The sequence below is a fragment of the Spirosoma fluminis genome (genome assembly GCF_054778895.1).
In genome coordinates this window covers 746,951-762,881 of sequence record NZ_BAAGZD010000041.1, presented here as the reverse complement: position 1 = coordinate 762,881, position 15,931 = coordinate 746,951, and the positions used below count along the sequence as shown (strand labels likewise).

The window sequence follows — 15,931 nt, the reverse complement described above, 5'->3', positions numbered from 1 at the left end:
TTTTCACAACTAAATTCCCGTAACTTTGTAAGCATAAATTCTTGTTTCCGCTGATGGGTACCAATTTTCATGGCGTGGGGGTTGCAATTGTAACGCCGTTCAACGCTGATCATACGATTGATTTCGATGGCTTCGGCCGCATTATCCGGCACGTTTCCGAAGGGGGCGTCCGGTACATTGTCCTGCAGGGCACCACGGGTGAATCGCCGACGGTGACTAAGCAGGAAAAGAAACAGTTGTTGCAATACCTGAAAGAAAACAACCCGAAACAACTCCCGATCGTCTTCGGCGTGGGCGGTAACGTTACGGCTGACGTAGTGTCGGGTATGAAGGATATTGATTTTGAAGGCGTAGACGCGATTCTGTCAGTTTGCCCATACTACAATAAACCCGGCAAACGGGGCGTAATCGAACATTTTACCCGCGTTGCCGACGCGAGCCCGGTGCCGGTTATCCTGTATAATATTCCCTTCCGGACGGGGATAAACATGAGTGCCGAAACGATCTGCGAACTAGCTCAACACCCCAATATTATCGGCGTTAAAGAAGCTTCCTGCGTGATTGAACAGTGCATGGAGATCGTGCGCGACAAGCCCGATGATTTTCTGCTTATTTCGGGCGATGACGTACAGGCCGTGCCCATTATCAGCATCGGTGGGGTAGGCGTAATGTCGGTGATTGCCAATGCCTTTCCGGCAAAGTTCTCGGCTATGATCGACGCGGCCCTACAAGGCGATTTTTCGTTTGCTCACAAGGAACTGGGTCATTTCTTGCGTATTGATCCATTGCTCTACGAAGAAGGAAATCCGGTTGGCGTAAAGAACATTCTGGATATTATGGGGCTGAGCTCCAGCGAAGTTCGGCTGCCGCTGATGAAAGCGTCGGACGACTTAAGCGAGCGCCAGCGGGCCGTGCTCCAGCGCGATGGGTTACTGGAACTCGTTGCTTAAACAGACTCGGTATTAACCAGAAGAGCCGCTCTAGCTAGAGCGGCTCTTCTGGTTAATACGTGGTTAGCTGTTTCGGCCCCCACCAAACAACTTGGAGACGAGCCAGATAACGACTCCGATGCCGACGACCACGAGGATCACCCCTGTCCAGACACCTGTTTTGAAAATATCACCAATTACTTCGCAACTGGTCAGAAACAAAGTCATGAATACGGCCACAAAAGCCATCGGGAAGAAGCGCGATAAGGTTTTCATAAACGTTGGTTGGTTTAATGTGTAGTAAACAGATATAGTGGCCTTGCCACAAATGTTTAATTAACCTAAGCCTTATCGCTTTGTTTTAAATACTGAGTATCAGATGTTCCACCAGTACGTCCACTTCAAGACCAACGCCCGGTTTTTGACCGAAAAAAGCCCTGGTACGTCCTGGCCGATCTGAGCTGAATTAGGCAAGTAGTTGTCGGTATAAACCAGGAAAAAATCAGAAGCGGGTTTGTAACGCCACTGAATCCGGGCGTTCACGTTCATATTATTCTGCTGCTCGTTATACTGCACGAACGTAGTGAGATAAAGTGTATTCGTCATTGTCAGGTCGAAACGCGGACCAACGAGCCAGAACGTAGTACGTCCCCAGGGCTGCGGTAAACGAATGTCGTTGTAATTGGCACTGGCCGCTAAACTGACGTACGGCTGAAACCGGTAGCCAATATCGGCGGTGAGGTTCAAACGGGTACCATTGGTATAATAGCCGCCGTACCGCGACGTAAAGGCATACGTGAATAAACTCTGTGGTTTCGACGTAAACTGCGTTCCCCAGGCTTTCCAGCGGTGCTCGGTGCCGGTTTCCAGCGTCTGGCGGCCAGTGTTGGTAGGATCGAAGGGTTGCAGCAGGCGGACGTAATCGGTGGCGACCCAGGCCGTAAAGGCACTTCGGCTGCGAAACGTAAGCGTATACGATGCGTAGGTTTCGTTATCACTTTGACGTCCCGTAGGATCGAAGAAATAAGTAGACTGCACCAATGGACCGTGGCTCAGTATGCCGCTGCCCGTGGGAAAGAACGTATAGCCCAGGTTGCCCATCACCCGCGCATAGCCCCGACGCGGTACGTAACCCGCTTCAGCCGTGTAATTCTTTCCAACCGATTCTGCCTGAGCGCCTATCAGCCACTGGCGACTGGTGTATTGCAGATTCGCAGCATATACGGCATCATTACCCGATTGGGCGGCTGTGGGCTGTGGGTCGCCCGGTTGCCCGCTGTTTATTACGGCAGGGCTGAAGGATCTGATGTACAGTGCTTTACCACTCCAAAGATTATTGGCCGAGGCCAGGTTATATTCCAGTCCAAGGTTTCGGTTGTAGCGGGAATATAAAGACTTGTCGGCCACCGCTTCGTACTGGATCGACTCTTTATTGACGAACAGTACGCCGATGTTCGAACGGGCAAACACCCTCCGTTGTAAGGCAAATACCGCGAAGTTCTGGGCGGGCAGACCAGTTTCATCTACTCGGCCGGTTTGCATATCCATGACCCCAAGTCGCCAGTCTTTATTGAGCTTCCCACTTAGTCGGGCCCCGAACCGAATCGGAACACCCCCCAACCCAATCCGGCGGCTGAAGAAGGGGCGTATGGTGGCATAGCCGAAGTTAGTGAACTGGTCGCCGTTCTCCAGAAAAAATTGGCGACGTTCGGGAAAAAACAACTCAAACCGGTCAAGGTTCGTTACCTGCTGATCAACATCGACCTGCGAAAAATCGGGATTAACCGTAAGATCAAGGTTGAGTGATGATGTAACGGCCACTTTAGCATCCAGACCGACATCCAGCCGCCCTTTGTTCGGAATGTTATGCTGGTAATCGCGGGTCAGACCTGTCAGCGCGTACGGAATAATTGAAATATTGGGACCCGGCGATGGCGGAGCCTGATCCCAGACCAGCACGCCCGTATACGCCAGTGACGCCGTCGCAAACTGCCGGGGTACGGGCGTCCAGGAGGATTTTTCGGTCGTCTTTAAATCCTGCCGACTAAAGTTTATGCCCCACCGGGTGATGCCCTGTTTGTAACGGATGGTTTTAAACGGTATCGCAAGTTCGAGTACGTATCGGTCGTGATAGTTTCGGACCATCGACGTCCATTTGTTGTCCCAGCTGAGATTCGCTTTACTGCCTTCATACAACAAACCATCCCACTGGGCTCCGGCGGCATTGGTACCGAACGTGAAGCCATTGGTCTGGTCATCGAAGGTATCCATGAAGAAGATAAAATTGTCGTTTTTGCCGAAGGCCCAGTCCCGCCGAAGCGACTCGACGATATAGGGGCCGGATACGTCGCCATGATAGCAGACGGCACTCAGGTACACGTTTTGGTCGTCGTAGGTCATGCGCACGTCCGTCCGAACCCGCGCCCGGCTGGTATCCATGGGCAACACCATCCAGAAGTCGGAAGCTACCTCGGCTGCCTGCCAGGCCGGTTCATCGACATTACCATCAATCACCACCGGAGACGTAGCGCGGTTAATGTGCAGTTGATAGCCTTCGTTAACCTTCTGCTTTTGGGCCAGCAACGGAAAAGTGCTGATCAGAAACAGCGCAATGCATAAACTAGATAGATGTCTCACCAAATAAGGAAGTTATGAGTACTTATCCTTAACGAAAAACGAACAGCCGGTTTGCTTAGGCTACGTACACAAAGACGCAACAGCCCGAAGAGTGTTGCGTCTTTGTCTAAGATTTGTAGTTCATTAATTTTTTAATAATCAGCAAAACTACTTAATTGCCGACCATGAACACGGCATTGCCAAATAATAATTTGCCGCCGTACCAGAATCCACGGAATAATGGATCATCAGCGAGGTAAACAACGCTTCCTTTTCCCAGGCTCTGAACGCCCATCAATAAGGTATTCTTCAGCTTCTCTTTGGCATTTTTGCCGGAGAAACCAGCTACGTAATTATCCGTTTTCAGATACCCCACGTTCCAGCCGTTTTTAAGGAAATCGAAGTTATAGGCGTTCTGCACCAGAGCGTAATAGCCCCCGGCCAGCCCGAAGCCCAACGGGTGCGTTGCATCCATTGTCACGCGGTAGATGCTGCCCGGTATATCGTCGGAAATAGCGGTCCGCTCCCGATCGCCGTACAATTTCAATGAGTCAGCAGAATTGGTTTTTTTCGACTTATCGTCCGACTTGTCGTCTTTTTCTTTCAACTCAAACCCTTCTTTTCCCGCCAGGAACGATGCGGCCCGCTCCAGAGCAATGAGTTTACCGCCCGATCGAATCCATTCCCGGAGGGTTGTCAGGACTCTGTCGTTCAGGAATCGGCTATAATTGTAGTTAGTTGGCAGAATCAGAACGTCCAGTTTGTTCCATTCGACACTGGCGAGCGTATTACCATCCAGCAACGTAACGGGGTAGTTTAACTCCTGATCGAAATAATGCCACACCTCACCGGCCGCGGGCGGAAGCGTTCCATCGCCTACGACCAAACCAACGCGGGGCGCTTTTAATCCCGTCACGAAATCTGAACCAAAGTCTGACCCTTTGGCCACAAAACCCGTTTGCACCGCAACGAACTCCGCACCTGACTGGGTGGCAGCCTGTGTAACGAGGGCATCCAAGCGGTCGCTGAAGCGTTCGTTGCCACCCCGCGTTACGATCAACGTACCGGATGGGTACGGTTTATTCTCAATTTCAAATGGCTTTTCGGCTACCCGGACTCTGATTTTTTGCTTTAACAAAGCGGCAAGTGTCTGCACCGCAGGCAACGACTGCCACTTAATCAGATACGCGTACGGGCGTTGGGTCGATGCTGAAGTGCTTTGAGGCTGGGTCAAACCAGCGCCGGTATCTGACGCTGAATTTTTGGGCTCAAGACGGGTGGTCAGGCCGTACGTTTGCAGACCAAAGGCATAAGGCAGCGACCAGGCCGTAATATCGTACGTGACGGAGTCTTCCAGCGAAGATTTCGGCTCAAACAGGATTTTTAACAGCGTTGATTTTGGCTGATACGCACTAATAACTACATCTTCGGCCGCGATAGCTACGCTTTTTTCGTTCTTCTGGCTCATGTAATTGAAACCCGTTAGCGTCTGGGCTTTGCCTGCATAGCCGTAGCTGATTTTGTTACGTTCCAGCAACTGCGTTAACGCTTTCATCCGACCGGCATCACCACCCGATTTGATCACGTAACTCTTGTACGCACCAACCGGCGTATTGCGTGCTTTGTCGAAGAAGTTACCAAATTCTTTTACAATCTCGGCTGGCCGATCCGCTACTGATTCCAGCGTAGCGATACTTGCGGCTACGTGGTGATCGATCCGCTGCCGAAGCGTTAGCGTATCGCCGTCGTCTTTTTCGATGGTTAACCCAGCCCGGCTGTTGCCGCCCTGCTCATAGGTCATGCCGATGGCTCCGTTATAGGTTGGATACGTATCGCCATAGCTGGGATAGAAGAGGTCGAAGCGTTCACGGGTGTAGTATAGCCAGCCGTTTCTGTCGAAATAGCGGCTGCAGTACTGACCAATAGTTTGCTGAAACTGACGTTGATACGGCGTAATATCTTCGTGATACGGTTTGGCCGAAGGGGCGAAATAATACGGGCTGTTGTACCCCATCTCGTGGAAATCCCCGTGTAGATGAGGCATCCACTGCTGATACAGCGCCATCCGTTGCTGAGTAATTTCCTGCGTTTGCCAGGCCCAGTCACGATTGGGGTCGAACAGGTAGTGCGTATACCGCCCGCCTGGCCAGGGTTCGTTATGCTCACGGGCCGACGGAGTTGGGTCGCCCGCGCGGCCCATCATCTGGTTATACCAGTTGACATATCGGTCGTGACCATCAGGATTCAGACCGGGATCCAGGATCACGACCGTTGTGTTCAGGATTTTCTGCGAAACTACGTCGGAGGGCGTCAGTAGTCGATACAGTACGTCCATGAACGCTTCTGAGCTAACCGCTTCATTGCCGTGGACGTTGTAGCTGAGCCAGGCGATGGGAGGCTGAGCCGCGCTGGTTGACTGGCCATCGGCTAAACCAATTCGCTTCAGATTATTGGTACGAATTTCGTCGAGCCGACTAATGTTTGCTTCGGAGGCTACCGCTACCACCATCAACTGGCGACCTTCGTGGGTAGTACCGTAGGGAAGTAGTTTTACTCGATTCGGGACCTGGCGGGCTACCTGCTCTGCGTAAGCGAGTACGCGGTGGTGCGGAGTATAGCGCTCTCCGACCTGATACCCTAAAAACTGAGCGGGTGATACTACGGTGGTTGATACAGAACTGGTTGTCTGCGCCGAAACGGATAGTGACGCCACAAACAGACCTGCTAACAGGACGATATGTTTCATGTACGGGGTTAAAAAATAAAAACGCGAACACGTTCAAAAATAGCAGTAAAACAGTCGTAAACCCTTTTTTTGAAAAATTTTGGCGTTAGGTATTGCATTATAAAAACACGGCCTTACCTTTGCACCACGATTCGCCAACGCAGCGGCACACAAGCTAAAACGTTGGGTCTTGGTAACAAGACGGCCGATTCGTCTAGCGGTTAGGACATCGCCCTTTCACGGCGGTAACACGGGTTCGATTCCCGTATCGGTCACTAACAAAACAAGAAAGCCACCTCAGCGAGGTGGCTTTCTTGTTTTGTGGCATATCAAGCAAAAAGTACTATTTAGGAAAGTGTTGGGCCTGCCTTCAATCAGGCTTCAATACATGTACTGACAAAAACGGCTTTTACCTAATCGAGAGTGATGACCCATAAAAGCTGGGCTTTGAGCTGTTTCCTGATGTCTGATCGCTTTGAGAAGATAGATTAAGTGGGGCTTGTTCGTGCGTCTGGATATCCTGGCTACAAAGTCAGGACTTCTCAGGTTGTTTGTCAGCGGGGATGGCAATCGAAATGCCGACGAAGTTTAGCTCTCTTGAGATTACTCTACAATATCTGTGGAAAAAAATAAACACAATTTTATATTACAAATGTGTAAATAACAGAAAATCAGTGGGTGGCACAGTTTTGGCTAAACGGGCAGTGTTATATCACAACATACACTAAACAACAAGAGACATGGCTTCCTTAGCAGATCGTATTTCGAATTTTTTCAGTGGTAACGACGCAGACACTGGCGAAGGCCTGAAAAGTTTATTCGTTACTGAACTTAAAGATATTTATTATGCCGAACGGCAAGCGGTTGACGTATTAGGAGTGCAGGCAGATGCCGCTACTACCGATGAGGTACGTAACGCCTTCTTACAGCACCAGGAAGAAAGCCGCAACCAGATTGCGCGCCTGGAACAGGTTTTTCAGTCGGTTGGCATTGATGCCGAAGAAGGAACCTGCGACGCAATCGATGGCCTGGCCGATGATGGCGAACGCGTAGTTGCAAATACGGAGTCTAACTCGTTGACCCGCGATGCTGGTTTAATTATGGCTGCTCAGAAAGTGGAGCACCACGAAATCGCATCGTATGGTTCAGTGGTGACGCTGGCGCGGGTACTGGGCTATAGCGAAGCCGCAAGCCTGCTGGAACAGACGCTGCAGGAAGAGAAAAATACGGACCGGAAGTTAACTCAGCTAGCTGAATCATTCATCAACCAACGGGCGGCTTCAGAGGGCGATCATTCAAATTCGTCGTATAGCAATTCGAATGATGACAACTACGGCAATAGCGTAGTTAATCCGGATGGAACGCTGTATAGCGACCCAGGCAGTGTAGGACAGACCTATCAGTCGGGCCAATCGTATTCGGGTAGCCAGACATCAAGCAGCGATCGGGAATCTACCCCGCGCTATCGCTCCGATAACGACGCTACCTTAGGAGGTACGTTAGGTATCTAAAAATGAATTTCCCAAGCTATAATAAAGGGCATCTTCTAATCGAAGATGCCCTTTATTAGTTTAAAACTAAAGTTGAGATTAGGATTGAACGGTATAATCATCAGCTTCTGGACTGGTCTCGGTACCGTCATTGTTGCCGAGCGTATCGCCGTTTCCGTAGTTTCTGGGATCAAGATCGGGTTCCATGTTCGGGCTGCCCGATAAAGCGCCGGTTCCATCGCTGCCCGTTGCAGCTTCCTCCTCGTCGGTTGGCGTCATAGGCATGCCATTGGCGTCGCCCGATAAATCAGTTGGGTTATACGCCTGATTCATGGTGAGGGCCTGATCGGGTACCTGAGCTGGTCCTCCGGTTTCGGGGGTAAACGTCTGCGATTGTTGGTTCAGCATCGCATCCTGGTTTGTGTTTTCCATACAATTGATTTCTGAAGTTATCCTCTGGTAAAAGCTTCCCACAGCCGACTGTACAGTTTCTGGGCGTACGTTGTTACGTCGAGATGCGAAGCATGGATGGTAAACGGCGCAAATTGAGTTGCCGCTGATGGAAGCGGTTCAACCCGAATGGTACGTCCGGTGGTCCAGCGACCCGCCAGCCGACGTACTGAGCCCGTTAAGCGAAGACCGGCATCAACCAGGTCGATTTGGCAAGTTTCCGGAAACCGGGCACTGGCCAATTGTTGCGAAAATCGTTGCAGCTGGCTGGCGTCGAACCAGGATAAGGTCGGCATTAGCAGCCGGTTGGCCGCACCCTCGTTGCGGCATAGAAAACAGAGCGACAATAGCGACCGCCCAGCCGATGGACGTAATGAGATCTGTAAATCAAGGACTTCGAGAGGAGCGGTTTTCGATGCGGTAGCAAGTTCTATATTCATACGTGTGTTGATGGCTCTGTGATAACTATAAACAGGAAGTGGCTGATGATGTTTGAGCCTTTATACGTAAATCATTTTACGTGTCATGCCACCATCTACGACAAAATTCTGACCTGTGATAAAGTTGTTTTCTGGCGCTATCAGGAACAGAATCATACGGGCAATGTCATCGGCCTGACCAACCCGCCCCGCCGGATGCTGCCCATGATCTTCAGGACGAAGCTCGTCAGCCTTTGCTTTGGCTTTCTTTTTCAAAACGGATACGTCGATCCAGCCGGGACTAATGGCATTGACGCGGATGTCGGGCCCCAGACTAACCGCCAGCGAATGCGTTAAGGCCAGTATGCCTCCTTTCGAAGCTGAATACGGAAACGTATCGGGTTCCGACTGAAACGCTCGGGTGGAGCACATGTTGATGATGCTCCCTTTTTGAGCTGCCAGAAAAGGGGCCGTATGCTTTGCGCACAAAAAAGCGCCCGTCAGGTTTGTGCCAATGACCCGGTTCCACTCGTCCAGGGTGAGTCGATCAAGCGGCTTTTCGATCATAATTGCCGCATTGTTGATAAGCGCGTCAATTTGCCCAAAGTGGCTAATGGTCTGCTCAGCCGCTTTGCGGACGTTTACTTCGCTCGATACGTCGCAGGAAACAAACAAAATCTGGGCCGACGATGCTTTGAAAGCTTCTCTCAATTCGGCGAGCGCATCGGTGTCGGCTTCCCAGATTGCTACCCGATAGCCATGCGTAAGTAAATACTGCGTTGTAACGCGACCAATGCCCTGGCCACCACCGGTGATAATTGCGGTCTTCATAAAAGCTGGATATAGCGTATTAAGTACTCATAAGTTGTGTTTGGTAGAGATTAAGACATAAGCGCTTTATAAACAATGAATTAGATGTATATAATGCAGCCGTTTCAACAAAACGCTGCTTTGCCGGGAGGGGAAGGTAGAGTAAGATAGAACACAACAGCCAGAAGCTCGGTTTAGCAGGGAGTATCCTTATCGAACGGGACGAATTCGCAAGTCCCAGATTAGTACATGCTGCAGATTGCCTTCTCGCCGGTTTACAGGCTGCGGTTGCCCGAAGGGCACCGGTTCCCAATGCTCAAATACGAACTGATTCATGAGCAGTTGCTCTACGAAGGAACCTGTACGGACGCTAATTTTTTTGCGCCCGCTCCCGTTGACGACCGATGGGTACTAGGCGTACACACGCCTGATTACGTTCAGGCGCTGAAAACGCTGACAGTCGATCCCAGAATGGTACGTCGGATTGGCTTTCCGCTTACCACAGAGCTAATTGAGCGGGAATGGATTATTACGCAGGGCACCATCGACTGCACACAGAAAGCCCGGCGCGACGGCGTAGCGATGAACGTTGCCGGTGGCACCCACCACGCTTATCCCGACCGGGGCGAAGGGTTCTGCATCTTGAATGACGTAGGCGTGGCTGCCCATTACCTGCTCGAAACCGGTATGGCGAAAAAAATCCTGGTGATCGATCTGGATGTCCATCAGGGAAATGGCACGGCCGTTATGTTCCAGCATGAACCGCGTGTCTTTACGTTCAGTATGCACGGTAAAGACAATTATCCACTCAAAAAAGAGCAGTCTGATCTGGATATTGAATTGCCGACGGGAACTGCCGATGAAGCCTACTTGAATCAGCTAAACGACGTATTGCCAGCGCTGATTCGTCGTTGTCAGCCCGACTTTATGTTCTACGTAGCGGGAGTTGATATAATAGCTTCCGATCGGTTAGGCAAACTGGGCGTAAGCCGCGATGGATGTAAGCAACGGGACGTAATTGTATTCGAACAAGCCCTCCGTGAGGGGGTACCCATTGCCGTATCTATGGGTGGGGGCTATTCTCCCCGGCTTACCGATATTGTGGAGGCTCATTGCAATACGTTCCGTACAGCGGCCGACCTATTCTTCTGACCGTTTGGTACGTACTAAAATACCCCAAATGCGCAGGCAATAGGATCCGCATTTGGGAGGCTGAGTTAGGCAGATATTAAGCTTGAGCGGCCTGATTTTACCCTGCTTGTTGAGCCAGCGTCCGGGCTGTATCATACGAAGCAATTTCGCAATGTTCCATTTTTGGGCTGCGTCAACGATGGCTGCATCAGCTAACTGATTACCTTCGAGTTGGATCAATAAGTCCTAGGCTTCTTCAATTAGGCCCTGCATGGTCATACAGGTTTCTCCGCCTGGATCAACCCCAGGTTGCCTGGCAATTTGCCCCATCCGTTCTACCTGCTGCTCGGTTTCACGCTGGCGCGTTTGAAAAGCCTGATGTAACTGACCATTCTGAACGCGTTGCATCAGTTGTGGCATGGCCTTGAGGGCTTGTTTTTCGGCAGAGTAGAGGTCCTGGACCGTTTGCGCCATAAATTTTTCATAGTTCTCATAACACTGTGCTTGGGTCCATGTAGTATTTTCTATCTATGGGGTAATTATTCTAACGTGGGGTAAAATATATCGTCAAGAAATTTTCGGGCAAACCGAGAATGCGCTCTCTCCGCTTTAGATGTGTAATCGACGGATAGATTGAGTAATTGCCATGTATTATCAGTTGAAAATATACTCTAAGGTTAGGTGATTAGAGGGATTAGATAGGAAAGGAAAGTTTTAGGATAATGAAACATCTTGTGCTTAACTTGTCGCAACATAAACTGGGCATAAATCGAGTCTCGCTTACGTCGATAGTCCAGCAACCCGAAGCCATTGATTAAGCTGGCTGGTAATAAATCAGTTAATGAAACAAAATATTGTTAAGACAAGGCTCATAAATGGCCAACCCGTTCTGGGCGTTCTTTCGAACAGTACTGACCCCACCGTTGCTGAGCTTTGTGGCTTCTCGGGTCTTGATTTTTATATGATCGATGGTGAGCACAGCCCAGTCACTACCGCTCAGGTACAGGAGATTGTCAGAGCTTGTGAAGGAAGTGGCATTACTCCGCTGGCTAGGGTACGTAGCAACGATCCGAAGTTGATTCTGCAATTTCTGGATGTGGGCGTGATGGGGATTATGATGCCGGGAGTTAAAACCGCCGATGAAGCACAGTCGTTAGTACAGGCGGTTAAATACCCGCCCCTCGGTAAGCGCGGTTTTGGACCCGTACGGGCAGCGGATTATTTGCTCGGTACCATGAATCAGGGCGAGTACGTGCAGTTCGCTAATGAGCAGACGCTCGTTTTGCCGCAGATTGAGGATCAGGAAGCTATTGATAATCTGGATGAGCTACTAGCCATAGAGGGCGTTGATGGCTTTGTGATTGGACCACGCGATTTAGCGATGTCAATGGGTTATTATGACGGTCCAGGGCATGACGAAGTAAAACGTACGATCGCCGGGGTAGTTGATCGGATCAGGAAAGCCGGGTTAATTGCCGGAACGACAGCTGCCACGGGCGAACAAGCTAAAGCGTTGGTTGACCGGGGCGTATTGTTTTGTTTGAATTCATTCGCTGGCTTATTAAAGTCGGCGGCCAACGATTTTATGAAAGGAAGGCAATAGCGCTTTCATCAATGAACGAAAGTTTTAAACTTTTTAAGACAAACCGATATATCTGAGCCGATTCTGTATTTGGTGAAAATTGCGGAGATACAAGCCAGCTATTCTATCAAAAACCAGACAGTTTTCCATTCATGACCTATTAAAACGTCTTGACATGATACGTCTCCACTCGTACACTGACCGCAAATGGTCTATGTCCATAAGCTTACGGAATAGATTGTAGAAACGGTTATCTCTTAACTCTGGAAGATGCTTTTGGCGAACCGTTCTCAAGTAGGTTAAATATTCGAGAACAGTTTGGGCAGTTCGTCTATTACTGGCAACTAGTTGTCCTGTTAGGCTTTACAACAACGGGCTCCATACCAACTTAACCGTATTAGCAGGTCTAATTCAGGCATACAGCTGGCAAACGCTTTCAATAAAGCACGCTTCATTCGCCCGGCAGATCTATTTATAAAGTTCAGACAACTGCGCCAGTACGGTCTACAATTATGAGGGCTCAAGTTTGTGGCAACAGCGCCGTTAGAGGATAGACCAACTTTATGTTTGTAGTTGCACGAAGTTTTGAAAGCGCGTACCAAAACATTTAACTGTAAAAATCCGTATGGGCGAATGTTCGGCATTCTCCAATTAATAGCGCCTGAAAGGACAGAAAATCAAGCTTTTTGAAAATAGAATAGACAAATGGATTACGACTATAGGAAATTACTTGAGTTAAACTGTTACTGACGTATTGTCAGGCAAAACGTGTAACAAGCTTTTATTGACATTTATCAAACCATAATTTTAAAAGCTTAAAGTCGAAATTATTTAAGCTTTTAAACAAATTTAAGATAATATTATATTATTTCATTTGTTCAGACTTAGAGTCGAAAGTTGTTTTTTAAGAACTTGCTAATCGCTATTATTGACCAGCCTTGTACAACCGGGACAGGCGGAGGTCGATTAAACCATAAATAACCTTTTAATTAAGCAACAGGTTACATAATGGTCTTTATCTGGATAGATACCTTCTGCTGTTCAGGGCACACGAAAAGATTATTCATAAATTTTTTCAAAGAATGAATTAAGTTTTCCAATTCACTCTTAACATTGCAGAAAAATCGTGGTTAAAGCATAGTGAAGGCTTTCAGAAGAAAGCAATGCACAGGCAAATCCATCTAAAAAGTTAATTTGTAAAGAATCCCTTGCTAGTGTGAGAACCCATGACCGGAGATATTATTCCTGAATTGGGCAGTATTCTGACATCGAAGTATTTAAACTTGATTAACTATGGAGAATCAGCTGACAGCATTAAAAATCCACTGTTTTAGTGGGATGACCGTTCCCTAAGTTTCCTTGACCGCATTTGGGAGAATAAAAGTTTAGTTAGAAACATTGCGTCAAAATTAACTCAATAAGTATGCGAACATTTATCCAACAACACCCCAAGCGGATGCTGGCTGGACTCGTGTTGCTAGGTTTTGCAATACCTTCTATAAGCCTTGCTCAACAGGCTGATACAGTCCGGCGGGACGCAGTTCAATCTGCCAGCCCGTCATCAAGTGCGCCGAGACGGGAGGACCCTCGCGAGAACATTTATCGTCTGGGGAAAGGTGTTTACACTGACACATTGCGTCGCGATGAGTTCAAAGCTCAGGCCAGTGATGTTGCCGAACTCGACGATTGTGACACGACTTTTCAAACATTCATTCTCGTTCGGCGTTTGTCGCCCTGGCGGATCGGTCTGTTTGCTGGTCCAAACTTTGCGTATTGCGGTACCTGGGAAAACACGTTTGGACCTACCAAGCGGGACAACACCCTCTACAACGGTGCCGGTTTTAACATCACAGGTAACGTAGATTATTATCTAACGCCAAATACCCGTCGACTGCGTTTCGGTTTGGGAACGGCGTTCGGGTATCAGAACTACATTACGCGGGGTGTTTATCGGGACTACCTGTATGGTCTGGCTGCGGCACGAGGAGTTGGTCGTGATCAGGTGACCATCCGGCAGCGTGCTTCTGAAGACATGTTCCTGACAGTTGGACCTGTCCTGCAATTTACGCTGGCTCGCAGCCGTCGCAATCCAGATGCCGCGACGTTCCTTGAGTTAGGACTGAGGGGTGGTTTGTTCCGTACAGAAGCAGCAACGATTGCCGCGTTTACTACGCCAAACTTTCAGCCGAATGGACCGCTGGTTCAGGGTGGACCACTGCTTCGTACGGTGAATCCTAGCTACAGACTGTATCATCCAGGGGGATTGCTGTCGTTGGGGGTATTTTTCCCACTACGTAACAACTGGAATATCGGTGTGCAGGCGCAGGGATTCTTCACGCAGTTGAACTACATCATTGTAAATGGTATCGATGATCAACTGTATGAGTTCAAGCGGAAGCATGGTGGTTTCAGTGGTGGTGTGGCTGTTCGTAAAGGATTTGTTCAGAAGAAGCTTATCCCCAAAACTCCTACTGTCTGCCCAACCTGCGATTCGATTCCTCAGTTGAATGTTCAGTTCAACGGCGCTTCATTGAAAGGTGCTTCACTGGCATTCGTAGACAGCACAAACGCGCAGCAAGCACCACCGGTTAATACGGCCGCTACAGCTCCGGTGATTAGCTGGCGCAGTACAACCCCGAACCCGAAAAACGAAACCTTCACAGCTCGTTTATACTACCGGGCTGATACGGTTGCCGCAACGGGCGGGGCTACGGCAGGTGATCAGGTAATCGCTCAGTTGGAAAACACGACCGATACGACGCTGACCTTCCCAACCGCTTATTTCTCGAACGGACAGCTTACACCAGGTTTCTACTACGTAACGGTTCACAACCGTCAAACCGCCAAGTGTGGCTCGTGTATGAGTGAAGTCGCAACAACGAGTTTCGCAAGCATCCGCCCAAGAAACAATGTTGTAGAATGCGAATACCGCCACCGTCTGGAGCGCCTGGAAGTTTACTACCGCACGCCATACACACGTGAAGTGGCTAATGTCTGCTACTGTAACGGTACGATCACATCGGTTGGTGACACCGTTACCCGTCTCCGTTACCGTGGTCTGAACCGTCGTCTTGCTACGAGCGCTATCGAGTTCGATACGAACACAGTTATCCTAAATCTTCGTGATCTGCCAGGTGGCTTAGCTCAACAGCTGCAAGCTGAGAAGGCTAAAATCGAAAGTGGTAACGCGATTCGTTACAAAGGCCGCCGGGTACGTCCGCAAGTTCAGTACTTCCGCGCTGTGTTCACGGTTACGAAACTGCCATGTAACGGTCAGCCTGAGCAAGCAGTGGGCAGCTTCAACACGACGATCAGCGACAACTCGTACTCGATCACTGATCTGAAACCACTGACAGATGACCAGAAAGCGAAACTGCTGGCTCCACCAGCACCCGCTAAGAAACGCGCACCACGCCGTCGGGGTGGTAACAGCGGTCGCCGGTCAGATGCTATGTTCGGTGTTGAGTAAATAAAAAGAAGCACATGTAAAAAGCCGGGAGCCAACGCTTCCGGCTTTTTTGTTTGTATGCGATTGATAAGCTACTACTTCAGGATAGATACTTCGTACTTCCTATGTTTCCCTTCCCAAAGGCTACCTCTATCGTACTCCTCCTGCCTTCTTGGGGAGGAAAGGAGTAGTTAAGCGTAATACGATACGTATTTAAAAACCGGTATAATCACATGATGAGAAATCTGGTCTGGTTTATATCAGGTTCTATACTTTCAACCGTAGGGTTGCCGGTTGGATGGACAAAACATGTGGAAAATAAAGTCTTAGG

At 49.3% G+C, this 15,931-nt stretch carries 12 protein-coding genes and 1 tRNA gene; 6 read left to right on the top strand and 7 right to left on the bottom strand.

Going from position 1 to position 15,931, the window contains the following annotated elements; all coding sequences use genetic code 11:
• Nucleotides 1-53 precede the first annotated feature (53 nt).
• Nucleotides 54-950 (top strand): 4-hydroxy-tetrahydrodipicolinate synthase, encoded by an 897-nt coding sequence (gene dapA, locus ACYVBJ_RS25125; RefSeq protein ID WP_460985039.1) that lies wholly within the window; start codon nucleotides 54-56, stop codon nucleotides 948-950.
• A 63-nt stretch (nucleotides 951-1,013) separates the two neighbouring features.
• On the opposite strand, the gene ACYVBJ_RS25120 is transcribed toward dapA, so the two are convergent.
• The 3 genes from ACYVBJ_RS25120 to ACYVBJ_RS25110 all read right to left on the bottom strand — a co-directional run bounded on the left by ACYVBJ_RS25120 (nucleotide 1,014) and on the right by ACYVBJ_RS25110 (nucleotide 6,291).
• Entirely contained in the window at nucleotides 1,014-1,205 is a 192-nt protein-coding gene (locus tag ACYVBJ_RS25120; RefSeq protein ID WP_460985038.1) for a hypothetical protein, read from the bottom strand.
• Between the two features lie 99 nt (nucleotides 1,206-1,304).
• Nucleotides 1,305-3,566 carry a carbohydrate binding family 9 domain-containing protein gene (locus tag ACYVBJ_RS25115; RefSeq protein ID WP_460985037.1) on the bottom strand — a complete coding sequence of 754 codons (2,262 nt, stop codon included), beginning with the start codon at nucleotides 3,564-3,566 and terminating at the stop codon, nucleotides 1,305-1,307.
• Nucleotides 3,567-3,717: 151 nt separating this feature from the next.
• Nucleotides 3,718-6,291, bottom strand: coding sequence for a M14 family metallopeptidase (locus ACYVBJ_RS25110; protein WP_460985036.1), 2,574 nt, complete (start codon nucleotides 6,289-6,291; stop codon nucleotides 3,718-3,720).
• Nucleotides 6,292-6,473: 182 nt separating this feature from the next.
• On the opposite strand from ACYVBJ_RS25110, the gene ACYVBJ_RS25105 reads away from it, so the two are divergent.
• Nucleotides 6,474-6,545, top strand: a tRNA-Glu gene (locus ACYVBJ_RS25105).
• Between the two features lie 465 nt (nucleotides 6,546-7,010).
• The gene (locus tag ACYVBJ_RS25100) at nucleotides 7,011-7,781 is read left to right on the top strand and encodes a YciE/YciF ferroxidase family protein (protein WP_460985035.1); all 771 of its coding nucleotides are present in this window, start codon (nucleotides 7,011-7,013) and stop codon (nucleotides 7,779-7,781) included.
• Nucleotides 7,782-7,859: 78 nt separating this feature from the next.
• Here the strand turns inward: ACYVBJ_RS25100 and ACYVBJ_RS25095 are convergent, their stop codons facing one another.
• Genes ACYVBJ_RS25095 through ACYVBJ_RS25085 form a run of 3 tightly spaced genes read right to left on the bottom strand, consistent with a single transcriptional unit; the run spans nucleotide 7,860 to nucleotide 9,460 of the window.
• The gene (locus tag ACYVBJ_RS25095) at nucleotides 7,860-8,192 is read right to left on the bottom strand and encodes a hypothetical protein (protein ID WP_460985034.1); all 333 of its coding nucleotides are present in this window, start codon (nucleotides 8,190-8,192) and stop codon (nucleotides 7,860-7,862) included.
• A gap of 17 nt (nucleotides 8,193-8,209) precedes the next feature.
• Nucleotides 8,210-8,650, bottom strand: coding sequence for a hypothetical protein (locus tag ACYVBJ_RS25090; RefSeq protein WP_460985033.1), 441 nt, complete (start codon nucleotides 8,648-8,650; stop codon nucleotides 8,210-8,212).
• Nucleotides 8,651-8,710: 60 nt separating this feature from the next.
• A complete protein-coding gene (locus tag ACYVBJ_RS25085) occupies nucleotides 8,711-9,460 on the bottom strand; it encodes an SDR family oxidoreductase (RefSeq protein ID WP_460985032.1) in 750 nt (249 codons plus the stop codon).
• 228 nt (nucleotides 9,461-9,688) lie between these two features.
• Between ACYVBJ_RS25085 and ACYVBJ_RS25080 the strand changes: the two genes are divergently transcribed.
• The gene (locus tag ACYVBJ_RS25080) at nucleotides 9,689-10,591 is read left to right on the top strand and encodes a histone deacetylase family protein (RefSeq protein WP_460985031.1); all 903 of its coding nucleotides are present in this window, start codon (nucleotides 9,689-9,691) and stop codon (nucleotides 10,589-10,591) included.
• Nucleotides 10,592-10,816: 225 nt separating this feature from the next.
• Here the strand turns inward: ACYVBJ_RS25080 and ACYVBJ_RS25075 are convergent, their stop codons facing one another.
• Nucleotides 10,817-11,044, bottom strand: coding sequence for a DUF892 family protein (locus tag ACYVBJ_RS25075; RefSeq protein ID WP_460985030.1), 228 nt, complete (start codon nucleotides 11,042-11,044; stop codon nucleotides 10,817-10,819).
• A gap of 367 nt (nucleotides 11,045-11,411) precedes the next feature.
• Between ACYVBJ_RS25075 and ACYVBJ_RS25070 the strand changes: the two genes are divergently transcribed.
• Nucleotides 11,412-12,173, top strand: a complete 762-nt coding sequence (locus ACYVBJ_RS25070; RefSeq protein ID WP_460985029.1) for an HpcH/HpaI aldolase family protein — start codon at nucleotides 11,412-11,414, stop codon at nucleotides 12,171-12,173.
• 1,435 nt (nucleotides 12,174-13,608) lie between these two features.
• A complete protein-coding gene (locus ACYVBJ_RS25065) occupies nucleotides 13,609-15,621 on the top strand; it encodes a hypothetical protein (protein WP_460985281.1) in 2,013 nt (670 codons plus the stop codon).
• Nucleotides 15,622-15,931 lie beyond the last annotated feature (310 nt).

Bases quoted from the DNA above. Each gene is read 5' to 3' on its own strand.
- ACYVBJ_RS25090 (WP_460985033.1), bottom strand. From the start codon at position 8,650: ATGAATATAGAACTTGCTACCGCATCGAAAACCGCTCCTCTCGAAGTC.
- ACYVBJ_RS25075 (WP_460985030.1), bottom strand. From the start codon at position 11,044: ATGGCGCAAACGGTCCAGGACCTCTACTCTGCCGAAAAACAAGCCCTC.
- ACYVBJ_RS25100 (WP_460985035.1), top strand. From the start codon at position 7,011: ATGGCTTCCTTAGCAGATCGTATTTCGAATTTTTTCAGTGGTAACGAC.
- ACYVBJ_RS25095 (WP_460985034.1), bottom strand. From the start codon at position 8,192: ATGGAAAACACAAACCAGGATGCGATGCTGAACCAACAATCGCAGACG.
- ACYVBJ_RS25110 (WP_460985036.1), bottom strand. From the start codon at position 6,291: ATGAAACATATCGTCCTGTTAGCAGGTCTGTTTGTGGCGTCACTATCC.
- ACYVBJ_RS25120 (WP_460985038.1), bottom strand. From the start codon at position 1,205: ATGAAAACCTTATCGCGCTTCTTCCCGATGGCTTTTGTGGCCGTATTC.
- ACYVBJ_RS25085 (WP_460985032.1), bottom strand. From the start codon at position 9,460: ATGAAGACCGCAATTATCACCGGTGGTGGCCAGGGCATTGGTCGCGTT.
- ACYVBJ_RS25070 (WP_460985029.1), top strand. From the start codon at position 11,412: ATGAAACAAAATATTGTTAAGACAAGGCTCATAAATGGCCAACCCGTT.
- ACYVBJ_RS25065 (WP_460985281.1), top strand. From the start codon at position 13,609: ATGCTGGCTGGACTCGTGTTGCTAGGTTTTGCAATACCTTCTATAAGC.
- ACYVBJ_RS25080 (WP_460985031.1), top strand. From the start codon at position 9,689: ATGCTGCAGATTGCCTTCTCGCCGGTTTACAGGCTGCGGTTGCCCGAA.
- dapA (WP_460985039.1), top strand. From the start codon at position 54: ATGGGTACCAATTTTCATGGCGTGGGGGTTGCAATTGTAACGCCGTTC.